This is a genomic window from Streptomyces sp. 11-1-2 (assembly GCF_003595545.1).
In the GTDB taxonomy this organism is placed as follows: domain Bacteria; phylum Actinomycetota; class Actinomycetes; order Streptomycetales; family Streptomycetaceae; genus Streptomyces; species Streptomyces hygroscopicus_B.
Window position 1 is genome coordinate 5,223,039 of record NZ_CP022545.1, and the last position, 22,329, is coordinate 5,245,367.

17 protein-coding genes are annotated in these 22,329 nt (G+C 72.1%); 9 read left to right on the forward strand and 8 right to left on the reverse strand.

Going from position 1 to position 22,329, the window contains the following annotated elements; translation table 11 throughout:
- Nucleotides 1–83 precede the first annotated feature (83 nt).
- The 3 genes from CGL27_RS21810 to CGL27_RS21820 form a co-directional block, all read right to left on the reverse strand.
- Nucleotides 84–1,784 (reverse strand): serine/threonine-protein kinase, encoded by a 1,701-nt coding sequence (locus CGL27_RS21810; protein ID WP_119989460.1) that lies wholly within the window; start codon nucleotides 1,782–1,784, stop codon nucleotides 84–86.
- Between the two features lie 516 nt (nucleotides 1,785–2,300).
- Entirely contained in the window at nucleotides 2,301–3,677 is a 1,377-nt protein-coding gene (locus CGL27_RS21815) for a M64 family metallopeptidase (RefSeq protein ID WP_119989462.1), read from the reverse strand.
- A 151-nt stretch (nucleotides 3,678–3,828) separates the two neighbouring features.
- Complete coding sequence (locus CGL27_RS21820; RefSeq protein WP_119989464.1) at nucleotides 3,829–5,187, reverse strand: alpha/beta fold hydrolase; 1,359 nt, start codon at nucleotides 5,185–5,187, stop codon at nucleotides 3,829–3,831.
- Between the two features lie 67 nt (nucleotides 5,188–5,254).
- Between CGL27_RS21820 and CGL27_RS21825 the strand changes: the two genes are divergently transcribed.
- The 3 genes from CGL27_RS21825 to CGL27_RS21835 all read left to right on the forward strand — a co-directional run bounded on the left by CGL27_RS21825 (nucleotide 5,255) and on the right by CGL27_RS21835 (nucleotide 9,207).
- On the forward strand, nucleotides 5,255–6,703 hold the full coding sequence (locus tag CGL27_RS21825) for a helix-turn-helix transcriptional regulator (RefSeq protein WP_240450592.1): 1,449 nt from the start codon (nucleotides 5,255–5,257) through the stop codon (nucleotides 6,701–6,703).
- Nucleotides 6,704–7,189: 486 nt separating this feature from the next.
- Nucleotides 7,190–7,858 carry a response regulator transcription factor gene (locus CGL27_RS21830; RefSeq protein ID WP_043237379.1) on the forward strand — a complete coding sequence of 223 codons (669 nt, stop codon included), beginning with the start codon at nucleotides 7,190–7,192 and terminating at the stop codon, nucleotides 7,856–7,858.
- On the forward strand, nucleotides 7,855–9,207 hold the full coding sequence (locus tag CGL27_RS21835) for a histidine kinase (protein WP_119989466.1): 1,353 nt from the start codon (nucleotides 7,855–7,857) through the stop codon (nucleotides 9,205–9,207). The genes CGL27_RS21830 and CGL27_RS21835 overlap by 4 nt, the downstream gene beginning before the upstream one ends.
- A 62-nt stretch (nucleotides 9,208–9,269) precedes the next feature.
- Here the strand turns inward: CGL27_RS21835 and CGL27_RS21840 are convergent, their stop codons facing one another.
- Nucleotides 9,270–9,662 carry an STAS domain-containing protein gene (locus CGL27_RS21840; RefSeq protein WP_228053068.1) on the reverse strand — a complete coding sequence of 131 codons (393 nt, stop codon included), beginning with the start codon at nucleotides 9,660–9,662 and terminating at the stop codon, nucleotides 9,270–9,272.
- A 296-nt stretch (nucleotides 9,663–9,958) separates the two neighbouring features.
- On the opposite strand from CGL27_RS21840, the gene CGL27_RS21845 reads away from it, so the two are divergent.
- Together CGL27_RS21845 and CGL27_RS21850 are read left to right on the forward strand one after the other, a co-directional pair.
- Entirely contained in the window at nucleotides 9,959–10,537 is a 579-nt protein-coding gene (locus tag CGL27_RS21845) for a sigma-70 family RNA polymerase sigma factor (protein WP_078642037.1), read from the forward strand.
- Nucleotides 10,534–12,126 carry a zf-HC2 domain-containing protein gene (locus tag CGL27_RS21850; protein ID WP_205587730.1) on the forward strand — a complete coding sequence of 531 codons (1,593 nt, stop codon included), beginning with the start codon at nucleotides 10,534–10,536 and terminating at the stop codon, nucleotides 12,124–12,126. The genes CGL27_RS21845 and CGL27_RS21850 overlap by 4 nt, the downstream gene beginning before the upstream one ends.
- A gap of 35 nt (nucleotides 12,127–12,161) precedes the next feature.
- Here the strand turns inward: CGL27_RS21850 and purU are convergent, their stop codons facing one another.
- The gene (purU, locus tag CGL27_RS21855; protein WP_078642039.1) at nucleotides 12,162–13,031 is read right to left on the reverse strand and encodes a formyltetrahydrofolate deformylase; all 870 of its coding nucleotides are present in this window, start codon (nucleotides 13,029–13,031) and stop codon (nucleotides 12,162–12,164) included.
- Between the two features lie 32 nt (nucleotides 13,032–13,063).
- Nucleotides 13,064–13,510: a hypothetical protein gene (locus tag CGL27_RS21860; protein ID WP_059143611.1), complete on the reverse strand. Its 447-nt coding sequence runs from the start codon at nucleotides 13,508–13,510 to the stop codon at nucleotides 13,064–13,066.
- A 171-nt stretch (nucleotides 13,511–13,681) separates the two neighbouring features.
- On the opposite strand from CGL27_RS21860, the gene CGL27_RS21865 reads away from it, so the two are divergent.
- Nucleotides 13,682–14,992, forward strand: coding sequence for an ABC transporter substrate-binding protein (locus CGL27_RS21865; RefSeq protein WP_119989468.1), 1,311 nt, complete (start codon nucleotides 13,682–13,684; stop codon nucleotides 14,990–14,992).
- 97 nt (nucleotides 14,993–15,089) lie between these two features.
- Here CGL27_RS21865 and CGL27_RS21870 read toward each other — a convergent pair whose 3' ends face one another.
- Complete coding sequence (locus CGL27_RS21870) at nucleotides 15,090–16,724, reverse strand: hypothetical protein (RefSeq protein ID WP_119989470.1); 1,635 nt, start codon at nucleotides 16,722–16,724, stop codon at nucleotides 15,090–15,092.
- A gap of 361 nt (nucleotides 16,725–17,085) precedes the next feature.
- Nucleotides 17,086–18,483 (reverse strand): transcriptional regulator, encoded by a 1,398-nt coding sequence (locus CGL27_RS21875; protein WP_119989472.1) that lies wholly within the window; start codon nucleotides 18,481–18,483, stop codon nucleotides 17,086–17,088.
- Nucleotides 18,484–18,866: 383 nt separating this feature from the next.
- Between CGL27_RS21875 and CGL27_RS21880 the strand changes: the two genes are divergently transcribed.
- The 3 genes from CGL27_RS21880 to CGL27_RS21890 all read left to right on the forward strand — a co-directional run bounded on the left by CGL27_RS21880 (nucleotide 18,867) and on the right by CGL27_RS21890 (nucleotide 22,232).
- The gene (locus tag CGL27_RS21880; RefSeq protein WP_078642043.1) at nucleotides 18,867–19,532 is read left to right on the forward strand and encodes a bifunctional DNA primase/polymerase; all 666 of its coding nucleotides are present in this window, start codon (nucleotides 18,867–18,869) and stop codon (nucleotides 19,530–19,532) included.
- 259 nt (nucleotides 19,533–19,791) lie between these two features.
- Nucleotides 19,792–20,550: an ABC transporter ATP-binding protein gene (locus CGL27_RS21885; RefSeq protein WP_240450593.1), complete on the forward strand. Its 759-nt coding sequence runs from the start codon at nucleotides 19,792–19,794 to the stop codon at nucleotides 20,548–20,550.
- Nucleotides 20,547–22,232 carry a transporter gene (locus CGL27_RS21890; protein ID WP_119989476.1) on the forward strand — a complete coding sequence of 562 codons (1,686 nt, stop codon included), beginning with the start codon at nucleotides 20,547–20,549 and terminating at the stop codon, nucleotides 22,230–22,232. Before CGL27_RS21885 ends, CGL27_RS21890 begins: the two co-directional genes overlap by 4 nt.
- Nucleotides 22,233–22,329 lie beyond the last annotated feature (97 nt).

A 22,329-nucleotide genomic window follows, 5' to 3' on the forward strand; every position in this document is an offset into this window, starting at 1 on the left:
CCATCATTACCCAGGGTGCGGCACCGTCCGCCACCGCGGGGAGGCCGCCGTGGACGCTCGTGACAAAGCCGTTGCGACCCCGTTCAGTTCGCCGCGCCGGGGCGCGAGAACGTGGCGGCGGCGGTATCGAAATGCCGCTTACCCACAGACTTCTCACCAACCGGGGCAGACAGCCACAGGTCGTACATTTTCCCGTTTTCGTTCCAGCTCAAGTCGTATGTCTGCCGTGAGCCGCCGTCGTCGGCCGAGCCGTTCCAGATGAACGCCCACAGGGCGGCGGAATGGCCGTTGTGCTCCGTCTCGATGACCTGGCCGCTGCGGTAGCCCGGATAGTCCTGCGGGCCCTTGGCGTCCGCCTTACGGCTCAGCCCGAGGGGGCCCTCGGCGCTCTGCTCCTGGACATGTATCCCGATCCGGAACTCCATACCGGGCGAGTTGTAGTAGACCCGGGGCGCCTTGTACTCGCGGGCGAACCCCTCGGGCACGGCGAGCGAGAAGCCGAGCGGGTCCTTGACCAGCTCATAGCCGTCGGGGATCCGGGCCTCCGGGCCCGCCGTGGAATCGGCGTCCTTCACGGGACGCTGCGGCGCCTTCTCAGGGGCGCCCGGGCTCCGCGAACCCCCCTTGTCGGCGCTCTGGCTCGTCCCCCCGCCCTTCGCCGTGCCGCCCTCACCGCCCCCGTCGTCCAGCAGCGCCACGACACCCGCGGCCACACCGGCGAGCGCGACGACCGCGGCGGCCGCCGTAAGGACGGCACGGCGGCGTGCGCCACGACCGGAACGGGACCGGGCGGCCGGGGCGGACGCCGGGACGGAGGCCGAGGCGGGCGCGGCTGCCGGGACGGGGGCAGGGACGGGAACGGGAGCGGGCACGAATGCCGATGAGCCCCGGCCGTCGGGCCCGATCTGCACGCTGGGCTGGGTCGGGGTGTACTCCAGGGGGATCTCCGGGGTGTCGCCCACCTCCTGGGCCATCCGCAGCATCCGCTCGACCTCGTCGCCGCTCAGCCGCTCCTCCGGATCCCGCCGCAACAGCCCCTCGATGACCGGCTTCAGCGGTCCGGCCGCCTCGGGCACGGGGATCTCGTCGAAGACGACGGCGTGCAGCACCGCGGCCAGGGACTCGCGATGGAACGGGGATTCACCGCCTACCAGCGTGCAGATCAGCACCCCGAGCGACCACAGGTCCGACTCCGGCCCGGTACGACGCCCCGACATCCGCTCCGGTGCGGTGTATTCGGGCGAGCCCACGAACGAGCCGGTCTCGGTGATCGTGGTGGACCCGGTGACCTGCGCGATCCCGAAGTCCGTCAGCACGACCCGCCCGGTGCCCGACTCCACCAGCACATTGGCGGGCTTGATGTCCCGGTGCAGCACCCCGCGCGCATGCGCGGCCCGCAAGGCGTCCAGCAGCGCGGCCGCGATCCGCCCCGCCTCACGCGGCCCGACGGGGCCGTGCGCGCCCAACCGGTCGGCGAGCGAGAGCCCGTCGACCAACTCCATGACGATCCAGGCGCATTCGTCCTCCTCGATCACATCGTGGAGCACGATCACGTTCGGATGCTTGATCTGTGCGACGGTCCGGGCCTCGCGCAGGGTGCGCTCGCCGCGCAACTGCGAGTCGAAGGCCGTGAGCCCCTCGTCCACATGGAGTTCCTTGACCGCGACATCACGGCCCAGAAGCTCGTCGACGGCCCGCCAGACCGTGCCCATTCCGCCGCGTCCGAGCCGCGTGGCCAGCCGGTAGCGGTTGGCGATCAGACGACCTTCTCCCCCGGTACCCATGGGCTCATCTTGCCTCACCCCGCCGAAGCCCTCGAACACCGGACCACGGAGCCGCCCTTACGGGCGATTGAGCATAGGCGCGCCATGCGGGAACGTAGGTCATGCCGATGTTAAAGGGGGCGGACCGCGGCCGCCCCCCATCGGGCAACTTCGCCCTTCCGGCCTCTTGGGTCTTCCGGCCGGGGGCACCTCCCACCGGTGCTGGGGTACGCCGCAGGGTGCCGTAGAGCTCCCGGCCCCTTGGTCTTACCGGCGAGTGAGCCGAAGGGGCGCGTCGCTGTCGAAAGGGAGAGCGCGCGCAGGGAGCGAGGGCTGCGATCGATATGCGGCTCCGCCGCGTGGGCGACCGAGCACGGTCGACCGTCGACAGGGGGTACCTCCCAGCGGTAGCTGGGGGAGACTAATGCGCCCCGGAGGCGAACCGAGCCTCCCAAAAAAAGGGGGGCCGCCCCGCGGCGGGGGTCCACGGGGCGGCCAGTCAGGGGGCGCAACAGACGAAGCGCCGGGTGGGCTTGGTCAGTTCGTGACCTTCCAGGTGCGGGAGTCGGTCAGCAGCTTGCGCAGTGCCGGGTCCTTCACCGCACTCGTGCCGTCCGTCGCCTTCGCGGTGACGGTGTGGGTCGCCCCGTCGCTCGGGACGCCCAGCGTGGCCGGGGTGACGCTCGTCTTACCGTTCGCGGCGGTGACCTCCACGCCGTCCACGTACCACTTCAGCGACGCGCTCTTGGGGACGCTCACCTTGATGCCCGCCGACCGCTTGAGGGCCGTGGTGGTGGCCGTACGGCTGCTGAGCACGCCGGCATGGCTGTTGAAGCCCGCGATCATCGCCTCGCGGCCGGGGAGGCTGAACTCCCGCCCCAGGGTGCGCATGATCGAGTTGTCGGTGGGCCGGTTGATGCCCTTGGGGTAGTAGCGGCCGCCCTCGTAGGCGCCGACCGTGCCGCCGTCGGGCGAGGTCTGGCCGATCCAGCGGTACCACTTCTTCTGCTGGGCGGTCATCTGGTCCGCGCTGAGCTTCGTGGCGTTGCCCTCGTCGGGCTCGGTGCCGGTGTAGGTGCCGTACTCCGGGTAGAAGTACTCGTCGGCCAGCTTGCCGAGCGAGTGGCCGGTCTCGTGGACCGCGATCTGGTCGGAGTCGGCGTGGTCGGAGGAGGCGGTGGCGATGCCGTCGTAGCCGACCTGCGAGGTGAGGGTGTAGCCCGCACCGCCGTACTTGGTGGAGTTGGACAGGACGACCACGAGGTCGGCCGCCGGCGCCTTGGCCGCGTACGACTCGACCTTGGCGGTGTCGACGCACAGCAGCCGCTCGATGTCGTCGCACCAGAAGTACGAGCCGAGGGCGGTGTCCTTGACGACGTCCTTGGACGGGTCGCCGGAGACGCCGGACTGATTGGAGACGGCGTCCACGGTCCAGACGTTGAAGAGGCCCTTGTACGAGGCGTACGGCTCCACGGCGGACATCTGGTCCCACTTCGAGCGGGCGTCGGCCTGGAAGTCGGCCTGCTGGCCCGCGGTGTAGCCGTCGCCGATGAAGACGACGTCCAGCTTGTCGGCCGTGGTGCCGTTGTCGACGAGCGAGGCGACCTTGCCGTCGGCGGCGGTCTCCTTGGCGGACAGCGAGCGGGCGGCGCGGTTCAGCCGCTCGGGGGTGGCCGCCGGGACCTCGGTGTGGCGGGGGTGGCCGCCCGGGCTGGTGAAGTACTCCACGTCCAGGGCGCGCTGCGACGAGGCCGCGTCGGCCGGGCCGGGCGAGCGGGACGAGTCAGCCGCTCCCTGCGAGGCGGTGGCCGGCGCGGATATGGCTGCGGCCGCCGCCAGGGCGATGCCTCCGGCGACGGCCGCGGTGCGCAGGGAGATGCGGCTGCGTATGCGGCTCCGTATGCGTCTGCGCACGGTGACTCCCGAAGTCTTCGCGATAAGCGGCCAGTTAAGCAGGATTAATTCGCCGCTCAACCTAAGGGGTCCGGGGGTCGTGGGCAATGGTAATTAGGGAAGTGGCTAGGAAACCGGGCACCGCACAACCATGTGGGGCCGTCACCACTCGTCATCCCCTCTCGTCACGTGCCAGCCGCAGCAGCCGGTCCAGCACCCGGCGGCCTCCGGCCCGGATCCCGTCGTGCTCGAACTCGTCCGTCACCCAGGTGCGCGCGCCCCGGATCGCCCGGGCGGTGGCCAGGGAATGCGCCGTGTCCACGTGCAGGTCGTCGTGGTAGATCACGGCGGCCACCGGCACGGTGTTACGGGCCAGCCGCTCGGTGTCGTACAGCGGGCCCCAGCCGGTGCGCTCGGCGAGCAGTTCGGCGGTGCGGCGCAGCGGGCGCAGCGCGGCGTGGGTGTCCAGCATCCAGGGGTGCACCGTCTCGCCCGTAAGGAGCACCGGACGGTCCTCCGTGACCGCCTTACCGGCGTCGAACGCGGGGAATTCGGCGCGGACCCGCTCCGCGGACCAGTTCGTGGCCCGGCCGTCCTGGGCGTAGATGGACTCCAGCAGGAGGCTGAAGAGGGGGGTGGCGGCGCGCGAGAGCACCGCCGCCACCTGCTCGCGGAAGGCGTCGCCCAGCCGCGGCCCGTCGGCGGTGGGGACGAACGCGTCCTCCAGGAGGTAGTGCAGCCGGTGCGATCCGTCGCCGGTGCCGAGCAGGAAGCCGAGCTGCTGGAGGGCGGGGACGGTGAGCCGGGTCCCGTCCGTCAGCGCCTCCTCGTGGTCGGTCAGATGCCGCACGAGGGCACGGACGATGGCGGCGTCGCGCGGATAGCGGGCGTAGTGGGCGAGGATCTTGCGTTCCATCCGCGGGTAGGCGGCCCGGTAGACGGCGTCCACGTCGGTGTCGGGGTCGATCGCGGGCAGTCCGCCGGCTATCACGACCGCGTCGAGCCCCTCGGGCGCGTGGGACAGATAGCTCACGGCGCAGAAGCCGCCGAAGCTCTGGCCGAGGACGGTCCACGGGCGGTCCCCGATGAGCCGGCGCCGGATCAGCTCGCAGTCGCGGACGATCGCGTCGGCGCGGAAATGGGAGAGGTACTCGGCCTGTTCCGCGGGGCCGCCGCGCAGCGGCAGGGTCTGGCGGTTGGCCGGGGTGGAGCGGCCGGTTCCGCGCTGATCGAGGAGGAGCACGCGGTATTCGTCGAGCGCGCGGTCCAGCCAGCCGTAACGGCCCACCGGGCGGTCCGCGCCGCAGCCGGGCCCGCCCTGGAGGTAGACCAGCCAGGGGAGCCGGTCGCGCTCGGCACCAGTTTTCTCCGCGGCGACGACCTCTCGTGCGTAAAGCCGGATCAGCTCGCCCTCGGGAGCCTTATGGTCGAGCGGTACGTCGAAGTGATAGTCGGCGAGGAGCAGTTCCGGCTGACGGACGGTCGTCACGGCGCCCGGCCCGGCCGGTACCGCTGTGCTTGCCTGCTGCATCCTTCAATCCTCACGTTAAATGAACTTAGCCCGGCGCTTAAGCTACCGCCGGGGAGAAGAGGGCACGGTGGCCGACAGAAGCGCCGGTGACGGGCGGACGGCGGGAACGGTGACGGGGGCGGAGCCGACCACCGAGATAGGGCGCCGGGTTCTCAGACTCCGTACGGAACGCGGCTTCACCCAGCGGCAGCTGGCCGAACCCGCCTACACCGCCGCCTATGTCTCCACCCTCGAGGCCGGGAAGGTACGCCCCTCCGAGGCCGCGCTGCGCCATCTCGCCGACCGGCTCGGCGTCAGCTACGAGGAGCTGACCACCGGCCGCTCACCCCGTGACGCCACCCGGCTGCGCGCCGCCGTCACCGACGCCCGGCGGGCCCTGGCGACCGGCGCCGCCGAGGACGCCGCCGAGCTCTTCGCGGAGGTGCGCGACGAGGCGGAGCGGCTCGGGTTCGCCGAGGAGCGGGGAGCGGCCCTGCTGGGGCTCGGCGACTGCGCGCTGGAGACCGGTGACCTCACCGTCGCCCGGGACCACTTCGAGGCCGTGGAGCGGCTGCTCGCCGGGGAACCGCTGCCCCGCCGGATCCCCGCGATCCGCGGCCGGGCCGTGGCCCATCTCCTCGCGGGCGAACTGCGCTACTCCTGCTATCTGCTGGAGAGCGCCATCGACGAGCTCAACGCCTCCGGGCTGCACGATCCGTACGCACTGCTGCTGCTCTATACGGCGGCCATCGCGCCCTATATGGACATGGGGGCGCACGCCCGTGCCGTACGCGCCGCCGAGCTGGCCCTCGCGCTGGCCCCGAGCGTGGACGACCCGGGGCTCATCGCCCGGATGCACCGCGGGGTGGCCCGCACCCTGATCGCCGAGGGGCGCACCGCCGAGGCCGACGCCTCCCTGGCCAAGGCGCAGGAGCTGTACGAGCAGCTACGCATCCACACCGACCTGGCGCACTGCCACTGGATGCGCGGCTATGTGCACGCCCAGGACGGCAATCTGGAGCGCGCCGAGCGCGAACTGCGCACCGCCCGGGACATGCTGGCCTCCAAGCGGGCCGCGCTGTTCACCGTGCAGGTCGAGGTCGAGCTGGCGGACGTGCTGCGCCGACGCGGCCGTACGGCCGACGCGGAGGCCCTCTTGCTGCCGCTGCTGGCCCGCGCCCCCGCCGAGGGGGCCGCGGAGGCCACCGGAGAACCGGACGCCGTGGCGGACGAGGTCGGGCTGACCGCGGACCGCGGCGCGGTCCACGCGGGCGGCGCACACCGGCTGCTGGGCCTGATCGCGGACGAACGGGGCGACGCCGAGGCCGCGGAGGAGCACTACTGCGCGGCGCTGTCCCTGCTCGAACGCACCGGCGCGGCCGGTGACCTGGCCGATCTGTGCCGGCTGCTGGGCGACCTGCTGCGCCGGGAGGGCCGCCTGGAGGCCGCGATGGACGCCTACCGCACCGGGCTCGGCCACCGCGCCGCGCCCGGCACCACCACCCTGGGCCCGGCACCCGCCGAGCCCCCCATGTGAGGCGTCCATCGGCCCCTCCCCGCCCCCACCGACCGCCCACCCGGCCCCTCCCCGTACCTTCTCGGGGGCCGGGCGGCGCCTGGGCAACCGGTCGGACGACCGGCGCCGGGTCGCCGGTGGGGCGCCTGGTCGGGGCACACCACATGACGGGCGGTCGGAGAGACGACTCAGGCCGCCGCGTGTGGGGGTCGCGGCGGCCTGACCGCGGCAACACTCCGCCTGCCGTTTCCGCCGACCGCGCATCGGGAGGCACTCCGGCGCGTTCACGGGGCTGGGGTTTCGGGACGACCCCACGGGGTGATGCGGCTTGAGAACCACTCTGCCTGGTCGGAGCCGCCGGGGAAATCCACCATTGGGCGTCCGTCACCCCCGCCGGTCGGCGGGGGTGTTCCCGCCCACTGACGGAGCCAACCACTCCATATTCGCTCTCCGATGAGGCAGGCTGTCCGGGCAATGGGCATGACAGCTGAGGAGAGGGAGCGGCCGGTGATTCGTGTTGCTGTTGTGGACGACGAAGCGCTCGTACGATCCGGTCTGCGACTGATCCTGGGCACGGCCCCGGACATCGACGTGGTGGCGGAATGTTCCGGAGCCTCCGCGGTGGCCACGGTGCTGGGCAGCAAGGCCGATGTGGTTCTCCTCGACATCCGGATGCCGGATGCCGACGGGCTCACCGTGCTCAGACAGTTGCGGGCCGCGCCCCGCTCCCCCGCCGTGGCCATGCTGACGACCTTCGACGTCCAGGAGTACCTCGCGGCCGCGCTGCGCGCCGGAGCCGCGGGCTTCCTCCTCAAGGACACCGATCCGGAACAGCTCGTACGGGCCGTACGCACCCTCGCCGAGGGCGGCAGCGTCCTCGACCCGGCCGTCACCCGCGCCGTGATCGGCGGCTATCTCGCCGCCGAGGCGGAGGCGACGGCCGCCGAGGCCGTCGAGGCGCTCACCCCGCGCGAACGCGAGGTGCTGGCGCTGCTGGGCGAGGGGCTGGCCAACCCCCAGATCGCCGAGCGGATGGGGCTGGCGCCCAGCACCGTCAAGGACCATGTGCGGGCGGTGCTCGGCAAACTGGGCGGGCTCAACCGCGTCCAGGCCGCGATCGTCGCCGACCGCGCCGGGCTCGTCACGAGCCGGCCGCCCATAGGCGGTGCCCGATGACCGTCTCCCCGCTGCCGCCGCGCAGTTCGTCCCCGGGTACGCCGGGCGCGTCCCCGGTCTCGTCGCCCGCGCCTGCCTCCGCCGCCCCCTCTCCCTCCCCTGCCCCCGCCGTCTCCTCGCCGCCGTCCGTCTCCGCCGGCCGGTGGCGGCCACCGCGCCGGGTCACGCGCTGGGGATCGCTGATCGTCCCCGTTCTCCTCGCGGTGGCCGACGCGCTGCTCGTCAACGGCGTCACCTTCGGACTGGAGCTCAACGTCTCGCTGGCGGCGGCGGCCGCGCTGCTGGTGCGCCGACGGCTGCCCGTGCTGGTCTTCCTGATCACGCTGCCGGGAATCCTCATCGGCTACGTCTGGTTCGCGCCGATGATCGCCCTCTACACGGTGGCCCTGCTCCGCCCCAACCGCCGACTGCTGGGGATCTCCGCGCTGCTGCTGGCCGCCGCGCACTTCATCCCCTGGCCGGTCTCCGACTTCGAGCCGACCGCGTACCGGGAGAACACCCTTACGCTCATCGACGCGTGCGTGACCTCGGTGGGGCCCATCGCGCTGGGCCTCCTGGTGCGTACGCGAGGTGAACTCGCCGCCCGGATCGAGGATCTGACCCGCAGCCGCCGCCATGCGGACGAGCTGCTCGCCGAGCAGGTGCTGTCCACCGAACGCGCCCGGCTCGCCCGCGAGATGCACGACGTGGTCGCCCATCAGGTCAGCCTCATCAGCCTGCAGGCCGGGGCGGTGCAGATCAGCGCCGAGGACGCGAAGGCGCGGGAGGGCGCGCGGACGATCCGCGAGCTGTCCGTACGGACCCTGGACGAACTCCGCCATATGGTCGGCATCCTGCGCGCGGCGGGCGGCGACCACGAGGAGCTGACCCCTCAGCCCCGGCTGGCGGATCTGCCCCGGCTGATCGAACTCAGCGCGCTGAACGTCAGCTTCGAGACGGACTGCGCGACGCGGCGCCCGGGCCATCCGGAGGCGGTGGAACGGGCCGCCTTCCGCATCGTCCAGGAGGCGTTGACCAACATCCGCAAGCACGCGCCGGGGGCGCGGGTGACGGTACGGGTGAACGACCCGGAGGCGGCTGAGGGCCCGGCTCAAGAGGCTGAACGCGCGGCTCAGGAGACAGCTCAGAAAGCGGAGGAGACACGGGGCCTGCGGGTCGAGGTGCGCAACGGCCCGCCCGACGCCTCCGCCGTGGCCCCGGGGCTGCCGGGCGGCGGTCACGGCCTGGTCGGGCTGCGGGAGCGCGCACAACTACTGGGCGGCACGCTGGAGGCAGGGCCCACGGAGGAGGGCGGCTTCGTCGTACGGGCCGACTTCCCCAAGACCCCGCGCGTCACGGGAGCGGCATGAGCGGGCGGCGAACAGCCCTGGGAGGCGGGCGAGCACCCCTGGGCGGACAAACGCGAACGCCCCTAGGCGGACAGCGGGTCGGCCGCCTCCTCGTCGTCCCCGTCCAGCTCCGTGGCCGCCCCCAGGTCGGGGTAGACGTCGAACAGCCGCCGCACCCCCAGGGCCGCCAGCACCCGGTGCACATGCGATCCGTGCGCGGCGTCCTGCGGCGGCAGGATCAGCCGCAGCCGACCCGAGCACGACCGCATCAGCCGACGCGCCGCGATCAGTACGCCGACCCCGCTGGAGTCGCAGAAGCGAACCTCCGAGAGATCCAGAACCAGCCAGTGGCGGCCCTCGGCGACCGCGTCGTGGATGTGCTGCCGGACTGCGGGCGAGGTCACCAGGTCCATCTCTCCCGAGACCTGGAGAACGACCCACTCCCCCCGCCGGTCCTCCATCACCTTCAACGTCACGCGCCCGAAGCCCTTCGCTCGCCCCTAACCGGAATTTGCTGTTCACGGGCGGCTGCCCGCCCGTCGGCGCATGAAACTCCCCCAGGCATACGCCTTGAGGGACGACCCTATGCCGCGCCGAAGCGTTTCGTCTCCCCGATGCTGCGCAAAGCGACCGGGCCAATACCATGTGCGGCCCGTTTCTCGCGCACTTTGCCTGATGGACGCGTGCTGTGTGAGCAACCGGCATTACATTCGATATGAACGTGGGCATAGTGCCTGGAGGGCCGGCCGGACGACTCGGGAATGGGGGCCGCATGACACATGACGCACCGCCCCGCTGGGACCGCAGGATGCAACAGCGTCTGGCGCGCGGCGAAGCGGCCGCACTCGCCGAGCTCTATGACCGATTCGCGTCACTTGTCCATAATCTGGCGCATCGAGTCCTGGAGGACGAGACGGCCGCCGACCGCGTCACCCGGGAAGTCTTCGGCTACGTCTGGGAGAACCCGGACGCGTACGACCCCCAGCAGGGCTCGCTGCGCGCCTGGATCGCCATGCTCACCCAGCGCCAGGCGGTGCACCGGCTGCGCGAGTCGCAGACCGCCCCGGCCGACGGGGGCACGCTCACGGCCGAGGCCCTGGAGGAGCGGATCCACGAGGTGTCCGTGGCCGCCCGCGCCGACTACATCGTCACCTCGATGCCCGCCCCGCTGCGGGCCGCCCTGGAGCTGGCCTACTTCGACCGCCGCGACTACCGCGAGGCCGCGGCCACCCTCGGGGTGACCGAGGACGAGGCCAGGCGCCGCCTGCGGCTCGGCCTCCAGCTCCTCTCCACGGCCCATGTCCAGCCGCCTCGCGCGGTCTCGCCTCCCGGCTACGGACGGGCGCTGTGACCGGGCGCGGCGGGCCGGACCCGTACGACGACGCCTACGGCGAGAGTTCCGGCCCCGGGGACGGGGACGGGAGAGACGGGCCCGGACGGGGCAGCGACCCGGGTCTGCCGCCCCACCCCGCCGGGCCACCCCGCATACCGCCGCCGCGGTCGGCCGCCGAGGACAGCGGCCACTGGCCGGGTGCCCTGGACGGCGGAATCCCCGCCCCGCGCCCGCCCACCGCGGACGAGACACCGGCGGGACGGGCACCGGAGCCCGCCCCGAAACCCGCCGCGGACCCCGAGCCGGAGCCCGCACTGGGCCGCGAACCGGAGTCCACCCTGGGCCCTGACCAGGAACCGATCCCGGGCCCCGACCCGGAACCGGCCGTAAGTCGCGACCCGGAACCGGACCCGGAGCCGCCCGCCTCCGCGCCGCTGCCCGCGCCCGCACCACCGGCCGCGCCGCTGGCCGCGCCCACGCCCTCGGCGGCCCATCCGCTCTCGCACGATCTGCTGCGATCGCTGCTCGGCGCCTGGGCGCTGACCGCGTGCTCGCCGGACGAGACCGCAGCCGTCGAGGCGCATCTCAACCACTGCCCTTCCTGCGCCGAGGAGGCTCTGCGGCTGCGCGACGCCGTCGGGCTGCTGCACACCGAGCACAGCCTGGACCTCGATCCGATGCTCCGCTCCCGGGTGCTCGCGGGCTGTCTGGGCCGCCGCCCGGCCCGGATACCCATGCCCGGCTGGGCCGGTGCGTACGACGCCGAGGCCGCCCGGCTGGACGCGCTGCTGCGCGACATGGGCGAGGCCGAGTGGCGTGCGCCGGTGCGGCTGAAGTGGTTCGACGGGCGGCGGCTCACCGGGCGGGACACCACCGTCGCCGGGGTGATAGGCCATCTGATGGTCGTCGACGGCATCATCGCCGCCTCCCTCGGCCTCCCCGACCCGCTCGGCGCCGACGCTCCCCGCTCGCCCCAGGCTCGTACGGAGGCGTACTGGCACCACGAGCCCGGCGCCTCGTACGGAGCCGGTCCGCCCGGGGCGGTACGGGAGTTGTGGCGTGAGCAGGGCCATGCGCTGGTCCGTACGGTGTCCTTCGCCGGGCGCGGGGTCGCCGAGCTCGACGTGCCGTACGGGGACATCGCGCTGCCGATCCGCGACGCGTTCCTCGACCGCGCCCTCGAATGCTGGGTGCACGCCGGGGACATCGCCGAGGCCATCGACTACCCCTATGAGCCACCGGCCTCCGCCCACCTCAGAGCCATGATCGACCTGTGTGCCCGGCTGCTTCCGGGGACGCTGGCCGAGCGGCGCCGGGCCGGGCTCGCGGCCCCGCCCCGCCGGCTGGTGGAGGCGGGCACCCCGGGCCGTACGCTCCATCTGCAGGTCGAGGGCGCGGGCGGCGGCGACTGGTACATCGCGCTGGACTCCCCGGCTGCGGTGGCTTCACCGGAGGAGGCGGTGGCGACGATCGCCCTGGACCAGGAGGCGTTCTACCTGCTGGCGTCCGGGCATGTGCCGCCGCAGGAGGCGGCCGCGGGCCTGTCCGGGGACACCGAGGCGATCCGGGACGTCCTCTTCGCCGCCGCGTCCCTCTCGCGCCTCTGAGTCGTGCTGTCTCCGAACCAGCCGAATCAGCCGAATCAGCCGAAGACGACCGTACGGCGGCCGTTGAGCAGCACCCGGCGCTCGCTGTGCCACTTCACGGCGCGGGCCAGCGCCTGGCACTCCACATCGCGGCCGACCGCCACCAGTTGGTCCGGGGTCAGCTCATGGCCGACGCGCTCGACCTCCTGCTCGATGATCGGGCCCTCGTCCAGATCGGCGGTCACATAGTGGGCCGTCGCCCCGATCAGCTTGACCCCGCGCGCATGCGCCTGGTGGTACGGCTTGGCGCCCTTGAAGCTCGGGAGGAAGCTGTGGTGGATGTTGATGATCCGGCCCGACAGCGCCTTGCACAGGTCGTCGGAGAGCACCTGCATATAGCGGGCCAGCACCACCAGCTCGACATGCTCCGTACGCACCAGGTCCAGCAGCCGGGCCTCGGCCTCCTGCTTGGTGTCCTTCGTCACGGGCATGTGGTGGAACGGAATCCCGTAGGAGCCGACCAGCTCCTCGAAGTCCGTGTGGTTGGAGACCACGGCGGCGATCTCGACCGGCAGCGCGCCGATCCGGGACCGGAAGAGAAGATCGTTCAGGCAGTGCCCGAACTTGCTGACCATGAGCAGAATGCGCATCTTGCGATCGGCGGGGTGGATCTCCCAGTCCATCTGGAAGGACTCGCCGACCGCCGCGAAGCTGGCCCGCAGATCCTCCACCTTCACCGGTGAGACGGCGCGGAAGGCCACCCGCATGAAGAAGAGCCCGGTGTCGCGGTCCCCGAACTGCTGGCTGTCCTCGATATTGCAGCCGGTCATGAACAGATAGCTCGACACGGCGTGCACAATGCCCTGCTTGTCAGGGCATGACAGCGTAAGGATGTACTGGTCGGGGACGGAATGCGGCTCGCTCATGACTCCATAGCGTCCCACACCCGCGACGTGGTTCAGACCGCTTGCGTCATGATCGCCAGTACTTCGAGGGTGCGTGGCGGCACATCCGGGTCCTCTCCGTCGTTGGTGGCCAGCCGCACATGGGCCTCGCGGGCCGCCCGCACGGCCTCCGGCCAGCCATGGTGTTCGAGGTAGGCCGAGACGAGGGCGTCCGCGCCCACCTGGTGCATGATCCTCAGCACCCGCAGCACGGCGACATCGACCAGCGCCGCCTCCTGCGAGTCACGGAAGATCGTGCCGACGTACTTTTCGGCGGACCAGTTGTCCAGCCAGGTGTCCTCGACGAGCCGGTAGACGGCGTCCGTCACATCCCCGTACCCGGCCTGGCCGGCCAGCCAGCACTCCTGCTGAAAGACGGGATCCGAGAGCATATGCAGCGCCGAGCGCACATTGGTGCGCCAGCGCCACCAGGGCATGTCGTTGACAGGCATGCCTCCCATGGTGGTCGAGCGACGGGCGCGACGGGAAGACTTCTCCGAACCTTGCACAATCACCGATCGTACGTTCTTCACACATAGCAACGGATCGACCCCCGGAGTTCACCTCTATGACACCGTTCCTTGTCTTGTCATAGCCGCGCCGTTCCTCGCGACGGGACAGGCTCGCTTGTCATGACCGGTCGGCGACGCCCTTCCTCCCGCCTCTTCCGAGCCACCGTCGCGGCACTGTGCACGGCGGTCGGCGCGTCGCTGCTGACCGGCTGCGGCGGGGTGCTGTCGAACAAGAACGACAGCGGCCCCATCACCGTCATGACATGGGCCCCCGAGGGCACCAAAGCGACCAATATGCCGGGAATGCCCGCAATGGCGAAGGCATTTGCCCGCTGGGTCAACGACTCCGGTGGCATCCACGGCCGCAAGCTGCAGGTCGTCACCTGCAACGAGCGCAACGACGCCGTCCAGGCCGCCCGCTGCGCCCAGCAGGCCAAGGACGAGAAGGCCGTCGCGGTCGTCGGCTCGTACAGCCAGTACGGCCGGGCCTTCATCTCCCCGCTGGAGGTCGCCGGCATCCCCTACATAGGCGGCTACGGGGTGACGCAGGAGGAGTTCGACAGCCCGTACTCCTATCCGGTCAACGGCGGCCAGGCCGCCCTGCTGGTGGGCAACGGCCGTCAGCTGGCCTCCCGCTGCGAGCGCACCGCGCTCGTGCGCCCCGACACCATCGCGGGCGACGAACTCCCCCAGCTCCTCAACACCGGCCTCCGGGCGGGCCGGCGCGACGCCGCCCATGACGTCCGCGCCTCCGAGGGCGCGGGCGACTACAGCGACCAGGCCACCAGCGCCCTGGAGAGCGTCGGCGCCGACAGCTCCCTCGGCAGCGCCGCCCAGGGCGCGTCCCTGGACAGCTCCTGCGTCACCGCGGCGCTCGGCAACCGCACCGGCACCTTCTTCGACTCCTTCCGCCGGGTGCAGGAGAACCATCCGAAGGTGCGGCTCGCCTCCATCCTCGGCGGCGTCCGGCAGTCCCTCATAGACTCCACCGGCGGCAGCTCCAGCCCCCTGGAAGGCACCTACGCCACCGGCTGGTACCCGGCCGGGGACGATGCGCGCTGGAACCCCATGAAGAAGGTCATCAACAAGTACGCCTTCGACGACAACCGCATCGACCCGGACGACCCCGGTACGCAGACCACCTGGATCGGCTACACCGTGCTGCGCTCGGTCCTGATGTCCCTGCACGCCGACGACATCAGCGCCCGCACCGTGCGCAACGAGCTGGACAACGGCCACGCGGTCAACACCGGAGGGCTGACGCCGACGCTGCGCTGGGGCTACGACGACACGCTGCACGTGCCCAACTACTCGCGGATCGTCAACGCGGACGTCACCTACCAGATGGTGCGCGACGGCCGACTGGTGGCCGTGCGCAAGGGATTCGTCAACGTGTCCAAGATCCTGGAGCAGTACCACCCGGCGGACTGAGCCGCCGGCACCGGGCCGACTGTGCCGCTGCCGAGCCGCTGACACCCTGCGGACCGGGCCGGGCCGGGGGACGGCGGCACCGCCCCCGGCCGTCCGGTCACAGTTCGGTGGCCTGGTGCGAGGTGAGGCCGTACTGGGAGGCGATCGGGTTCCACAGCCCCGAGGCCGTCTTCTTGGCCTGCGTCGCCTCGCCGCTCGCCCGCTCGGCCGCCCCGACCCGGGGCGTACGGCGGGCCTTGCCCTTGGGGCAGCCCTTCTTGCCGCCGACCTGATCGGCCCAGGCCGCGTACTCGTTGTCGGCCCTGGCCGAGGACTTCCACGCCTTGGTGAGAGCCGCGGTCAGCCGCGCATTGTCGGGCAGCTTGTCCACCGACAGCTTGCTCAGCCGGGTCACCAGGCCATTGCGCTGGCCCGCGGCCGTCCGCAGATCCGATGCCGCCGTGGACAGGTCCTTGCAGGACCTGATGTTGTCCACGGCCTTGATCACCGAAGCGCGGCTGTTGTTGCTGTCGGCGAGCAGCGCGTCCAGCGCCTTCGCCTGCGGCTCGGCGGGGTCGGCGGGTTTGGACGGCTCCTCTTCACCGGCGCTCGGCGAGGAGCCGCTCAGCGTCGAGTTGTCCTTCTTGTCGTCGTCGCCGCCCATGCTGAGCGCGGCTCCGGCGGCGAGCCCGGCGATACCGCAGCCCGCCACCACGATGCCGATGAGCATGCCCCGCGACATCCGGCGCCGCCCACCGCCGCCACCGCCACCGCCACCGGACGGCGACGGCTGCGGAACGTCCTGGGCGAACTGCGGAAGCTGCTGGGTCTCATGGGCGCCTTCGTCACGGAACAGACCGTCGAACTCCGAGGGCGGCGGCCGGTCCCCGGGACGGCCGGGACGGATCGCGTACGGGGCGCTACCGGGCCGCTCCGGGACGTTCGCCGCGGACGCGGGCATGGGTGCGTTCTGCGCGGGCACGGGTGCGTTCGGCGCGGGCGGCGTGGGCGGGAGCACCGCGGTCTCTTCCGCGGCGGACGGCTGGCGATGGGCGCCGCCCCGGCGGCCGGGGCGGACGGCGCGAAGCTGGGTGGTGGACTCGGCGGGTGACTCGGGCCGGTTCTCGGGCGGCAGCGGCGCGCTCTTGACCGTGGCGAGCGTGGTGGTGGGGGTGTCCAGAGGCGGCGGGGCCTCACCCGGGACCGGGGGTATGAGCTGGGTCGCGTCGGCGTCCCCGGCGGGCTGCGGCGGCAGTATCTGCGTCTCGTCCGCGGCCTGATACGGCGGCTGAGCCGGTCTCTGGGGGGCCGACCAACCCTGCTGCTGGCCGTAAGGCTGCCCCTCGGGCGACCCGTAAGGCTGCCCCTCGGGCGACCCGTAAGGCTGCGCTCCAGGCGACCCGTAAGACCCGTCGGGCGCCCCGTAAGACCCCTCGGGGGCCCCGTAGGACTGTCCCCCAGGCGACCCGTAAGACTGCGCCCCAGGCGACCCTCCGTAGGTCTGCCCCTCGGGCGGCCCGTAAGGCTGCCCCTCGGGAGGCGGCGGCGCGCCGAACTCCCCCTGCGGCGGCAGTTCCGGAGCGCTCTGCGGCCCCCAAGGCTGCCCCCATGCCTGTCCCCCGGCCGGGGCCGCCTGGTGGCCGTCCGAGGGCTTGTAGTCCCCCTGGGCGGGCAGCACAACCCCCTCGCGCACAGGCTGCGCGGGCGGGACCGCGGGAAGCCGCGGCTCATTCCCCTGACCGCTCTGTGTCACCGGGACTCCTTGGTTATACGGGACTACGGAATCGTCGGCTCACGCTACCGGTTCCCCAGACGGCGCGATGCCCATGAGCCCAGGGGGACGGCGAGAGACTGGTCACCGCGGCATGGGGCACACCGCCGCGATCAGGGGTTATACGAACCCCACCCGTACCTCCGGTAATCACAAGGCAACGCACACCCCAACATGCGCACCCAGCGCACGCACCTCATCACACCCACCAACACCACACGCACCAGCAGCCACAACGCGACGCACACCCCATGACGCCCGCACCCCACAAGGACCCACAACACCCCCGCGCCCAGCGGAAATCTCAGGCGACAGCCTCGGTCGGCAATGTCAGGAGACCGTCTCAGGCGACCTGCATCTGCATCCGCGCCCCGAACTCCCGCACCACCGGCTCGTCCCGATACGGCTCCAACCGCTGCTGGAAGTCGTCCAGATACTCCGCCCCCCGGTTGGACCGCAGCGTGCCCAGCAGATCCACCGCCTGGGTGCCGACATGGCACGCGTGCTCCACGTCGCGCTGCTGCACATGCGCGGTGGCCAGCAGCAACAGCCCGATCGCCCGCCGCCGCACCCGCCCCTCCGGAAGCCCCTCCAGGGCCTCCTCGGCGCGCCGCCGGGCCTGTTCGGCCTGACCCAGGTCCCGGTGACAGTGGGCCAGTTCATCGGCGAGATAGGCACGGTCGAAGTGGCGGATCCAGATGGGGTCGTCACCCGTGACGGAGCCCGAACCGCTCCCCACCGCCCGCTCCAACGCGTCCAGCGCGCGCCCGGCCGCGGACTGGCAGGCCCGCGCGTCCCCCATCAGGGCGTGGCCGCGCGCCTCGGCCGCCAGGAACATCGATTCGGCGCGCGGCGGCACCTGGCCGCGCGCGCCCTCCTGCGCGGCCTTCGCCAACTGGGCGATCTCCCGGGGATTCCCGAACTGGGCGGCGAGGTGGCTCATGCTGGCGGCGAGCACATAACCGCCGTAGCCCCGGTCCCCGGCGGCCTGGGCGAGCCGCAGCGCCTGGATGTAATAGCGCTGGGCGAGACCGGACTGCCCGGTGTCGACCGCCATATAGCCCGCCAGCTCCGTCAACCGCGCGACGGCCGCGAAGAGTTCACGGCCGACCGCCTCGGTGTACGAGCCGGCCAGCAGCCCGGAGACCACGCTGTTCAGATAGTGGACGACGACGGGGCGCACATGGCCGCTGCCGTAGCGGTGGTCCAGGTCGACGAGGGCGTCCGTCGTGGCCCGCACCGCCGCGACGTCCGAACGCCCCACCCGGGCACCCGCGGTGCGCGCGACCTGGGCGTCCGCACCGGTGATCAGCCAGTCGCGGCTGGGCTCGACCAGCGCGGAGGCGGCGACCGTCGAACCGCTGAGGAAGTCGCGGCGCCCCACATCGCTGCGCCACAGCTCGCAGACCTGCTCTATCGCGCCGAGGACGGTGGGCGAGAACTGCAGACCGACGCCGGAGGCAAGGTTTTTGCCGTTGGCCATGCCGATCTCGTCGATCGTGACCGTACGGCCCAGCTTGCGGCCGAGCGCCTCGGCGATGATGCCCGGCGCCCGGCCCCGGGGCTGCTGGCCACGCAGCCAACGGGCCACCGACGTCTTGTCGTACCGAAGATCGAGACCGTGCTCGGCGCCGCACATATTGACCCTGCGTGCCAACCCGGCGTTGGAGCAGCCGGCTTCCTGGATGAGCGCCTGCAGCCGTTCGTTCGGCTGCCGCGCCACGAGCGGCCTAGCGGCCATGGCGTTACCCCCTGTGACTGCTTGCGTTCTCGGCGTATCCGTCTCTGTTGCTGAGTGATGCCCCGCAGATATCGCAGGTATACGGCGAATGCCGAACTTGCCCGTATTAACCGCATCGACCGCATTGTTCGCGTACGGCGCCGATACGAGTCCGGGCACGCCCTCCCCCTGGCGCCGCGGCATGGCCGCCGGACACTCGCACGCCTGTCACGCATGGTGGTTACCCGCTTACACAGTCGCAACCCCACACGCGCCCCCGACTGTGCACCCATGCGCCCCGCCGTGCCGTCCTCGCGCACCCCGGACCCCCGGCGGCCCGCCCGTGCGGGGGTCCGGCCGTAACCCCTGTTGACGGCGGAAGTTGTCCTTGCGTGGAAGAGACCATGGACGTGACAGGACCATCGCGGTTCCCCGCGGGAACCTCGCAGATCCCTCAGCAGCGCGGGGAGCGGCTGCGCGACGCGGCGGTGCGATATGCCGAGGAGCGGCATTGGGACGTGCTCTCCGGCGCCTGGCTGGAGACCGTGGACGGAGTGGAGCGCTGCTCCTGCGGAAGCGCCGACTGCCCGGCCCCCGGCGCCCATCCGACCGGCCGGGACTGGGTGAACCAGGCCACGGGCAGCGCGGTCGTGGTCCGCCGCATGTGGGCCAGGACGCCGCGCGCCTCCATCCTGCTGCCCACCGGCCGCACCTTCGACGCGCTCGACGTACCGGAGTCGGCGGGCTGTCTGGCGCTCGCGCGCATGGAGCGCCGCCAGGTGGAGCTGGGTCCGGTCACCTGCACCCCCGGGCGCAGGATGCTCTTCTTCGTCCTCCCGGGCGCCGCCGCCAAGGTCCCCGACCTGGTGCGGAATCTGGGCTGGCCGCCGAACGCGATCGACCTGGCCGCGCGCGGCGAGGGCGACTATGTGGTCGCGCCCCCGACCCGGGTGGGCCTGCGCGGCCCGATCCAGTGGGCCCGGCGGCCCACCGCCGCCAACCGCTGGCTGCCCGACGCCCAGGAGCTGGTGAGCGCCCTCGCCTACGCCTGCGGCCGCGAGCGCCGCTGACCGCCCCCTGGGGCCGCTGATGCCCTGCACCGCTGACCACCCCCGGGCCGCTGATGCCCTGCGCCGCTGGACCCCGTACCGCTGAGACACCCCGTGCCGCCGGCACCCCCGGAGCGCTCCCCAGGTCAGCCCCTATCGTGGAGCGACGGACGGGGGCGCCACGACCGGCCCCCGCGTGACTCGTCCCATAGAAAAACGGGGGAAACCGGTGCCTCAGGAGCAATCAGCAGCCAGCACACAGCCATCGAGGGCCGCCGCGGTGCGGGTGAGTGGCCTGTGGAAGCGCTACGGAGAGCAGATCGCGGTCGCGGGGATCGATCTGGAACTGCCCGCCGGGCAGTTCATCGGCCTCGTCGGGCCCAACGGCGCCGGTAAGACCACCACGCTTTCGATGATCACCGGCCTGCTGCGCCCCGACTCGGGGACCGTGGAGATCGGCGGGCACGACGTCTGGCGGGACCCGGTCGAGATCAAGGCGCGGATCGGGGTGCTGCCGGAAGGGCTGCGGATGTTCGAGCGGCTCTCCGGCCGGGAGCTGCTCACCTACACCGGGCGGCTGCGCGGGCTGCCCGGTGAGGAGGTCGACAAGCGCGCCACTCAGCTCCTGGACGTCCTGGATCTCGCGGGCTCCCAGAACAAGCTGGTCATCGACTACTCCACCGGTATGCGGAAGAAGATCGGACTGGCCGCCGCGCTGCTCCACAACCCGGAAGTCCTCTTCCTCGACGAGCCCTTCGAGGGAGTCGACCCGGTCTCCGCCCAGACCATCCGCGGCGTCCTGGAGCGCTACACCCACTCCGGCGCCACCGTCGTCTTCTCCAGCCATGTCATGGAGCTGGTGGAGTCGCTGTGCGACTGGGTGGCGGTGATCGCGAGCGGCCGGATCCGGGCCCATGGCCCGCTGGCCGAGGTGCGGGGCGACGCGCCCTCCCTGCAGAACGCCTTCCTGGAGCTGGTCGGCGCCAACCGGCGCGAGGCGGGCCAGAGCCTCGACTGGCTGGGCGGCGGCGCCCGATGACGCTCACCGACCCGCTCGACGCCAAGGGCCCGCTCGGCACCACCGCGCCCGCGCCGCCCGCCGTCCCCACCGTCTCCCCCACCCCCGTCTTCGTCTCCCTGAAGCTGGCGCTGCTGCGCAACGGGCTGCGCCAGTCCAGCGGTCGGCGGGCCGCGTACATCACCTCGCTGGTGCTGGCCATGCTGTTCGCCGTGTTGCAGCTGCTCGGTCTGGTGCTGCTGCGCGACACGAACCACGTCGACGCGCTGGTCACGCTGCTGACGGCGGTGCTCGCGCTCGGCTGGGCGGTGATGCCGCTGTTCTTCCCCGGCGGCGACGAAACCCTCGACCCGACCCGGCTGGTGATGCTGCCGTTGCGGCCGCGCTCGCTGATCACCGCACTGCTGGTGTCCTCGCTGATCGGCATCGGCCCGCTGTTCACCCTGACCCTGGCGGCCGGTTCGGCCGTCGCCGTCGCGCACGGGGCGGCGGCCGCGGTGGCTGCGGTGGTGGCCGTGGTGCTGACGGTGCTGGTGTGCGTGGCGCTGGCACGTGCCGTCGCCACGGCCAACACCCGCCTCCTCACCAGCCGTAAGGGCCGCGACCTGGCGGTGCTCAGCGGTCTGTTCGTGGCGATCGGCGCGCAGTTCGTGAACCTCGGGGCCCAGCAGCTCGGCGGTAAGAACGGCCTGGCCGTACTGGAACCGGCCGCGCGGGTGCTCCGCTGGGTGCCGCCCGCGGCGGCGATCGACGCCGTCCAGAGCGTGACCGACGGCGCCTATGGGGTCGCGGCGGCCCAGTTCGCGCTGACGGCGGGCGCGTTGGCGCTGCTGATGTGGTGGTGGACGGGCACCCTCACCCACCTGATGACCACCCCGGACGCCTCCACGCTCCAGGCGGCGGCACCGCGCGAGCGGCGGGGCTCCGGCGCGGCCGACACCCCGGACGCCTCGGGCCCATTCGCCCGGCTGCTGCCCGCCGGCCGCACCGGCACGGTGCTGCTGCGGACGCTGCGCTATGCCCTACGGGACCCGAAGACCAAGTCGGCCTGGGTCACCTCGCTGGGCGTCGGCCTGCTGGTGCCCTTCGTCACGGCGGTCCAGGGCAATGGCTCGATCTACTGGGCCTGCTGGGCGTCGGGGATGCTCGGCATGCTGATGTACAACCAGTTCGGCCAGGACTCCTCCGCCTTCTGGATGGTCGCCCAGACGATCTCCTCGCGCCGTGACGCCTATCTGGAGCTGCGGGGCCGTGCGCTGGCGCTCCTCCTGGTCGCGGTGCCGTATGTGGCGGTGGCGGTGCTCGGCTCCGCAGCCCTCCAGAAGAACTGGCCGGCCGCCCCCGAGGCGCTCGGGATCGCCCTTGCGCTGCTCGGCTCGATGCTGGCGACCGGCGCCATGACCTCCGTGCTGGCCCCGTACTCCATTCCGCAGGACAGCGGTTACAAGAACGTCGTCCCGGCACAGGCGGGGATCGCCTGGCTCAGCATCCTCGGCGGAATGGTCGGGGGTGCCGTGCTGTGCGCACCGGTGCTGGGCCTGACGATCTGGCTGCATGTCTCCGGGGCGCACGGCTGGCTGTGGGTGGTGTTCCCGCTGGGCGCGGCCTACGGCGCGGCGCTCGCGGAGACCGGCCTGCGCATGGCGGCACCGCGGGTCGCCGCGCGCCTGCCGGAGATCCTGGCGGCGGTCAGCAAGGGGTGAGCCCCGAGCACGCAGCACATCGGCGGGGCCGGGGACTCACCCCCCGGCCCCGCCGATGCGTGGTGGTGTCGCACGAGCCGCCCGCACCACAACTGCC

Excerpts from the sequence above, each read along its gene's own strand:
- CGL27_RS21810 (WP_119989460.1), bottom strand. The coding sequence starts at position 1,784 with ATGGGTACCGGGGGAGAAGGTCGTCTGATCGCCAACCGCTACCGGCTG.
- CGL27_RS21820 (WP_119989464.1), bottom strand. The coding sequence starts at position 5,187 with ATGCAGCAGGCAAGCACAGCGGTACCGGCCGGGCCGGGCGCCGTGACG.
- CGL27_RS21835 (WP_119989466.1), top strand. The coding sequence starts at position 7,855 with ATGACCGTCTCCCCGCTGCCGCCGCGCAGTTCGTCCCCGGGTACGCCG.
- CGL27_RS21845 (WP_078642037.1), top strand. The coding sequence starts at position 9,959 with ATGACACATGACGCACCGCCCCGCTGGGACCGCAGGATGCAACAGCGT.
- purU (WP_078642039.1), bottom strand. The coding sequence starts at position 13,031 with ATGAGCGAGCCGCATTCCGTCCCCGACCAGTACATCCTTACGCTGTCA.
- CGL27_RS21860 (WP_059143611.1), bottom strand. The coding sequence starts at position 13,510 with ATGGGAGGCATGCCTGTCAACGACATGCCCTGGTGGCGCTGGCGCACC.
- CGL27_RS21865 (WP_119989468.1), top strand. The coding sequence starts at position 13,682 with ATGACCGGTCGGCGACGCCCTTCCTCCCGCCTCTTCCGAGCCACCGTC.
- CGL27_RS21875 (WP_119989472.1), bottom strand. The coding sequence starts at position 18,483 with ATGGCCGCTAGGCCGCTCGTGGCGCGGCAGCCGAACGAACGGCTGCAG.
- CGL27_RS21880 (WP_078642043.1), top strand. The coding sequence starts at position 18,867 with ATGGACGTGACAGGACCATCGCGGTTCCCCGCGGGAACCTCGCAGATC.
- CGL27_RS21890 (WP_119989476.1), top strand. The coding sequence starts at position 20,547 with ATGACGCTCACCGACCCGCTCGACGCCAAGGGCCCGCTCGGCACCACC.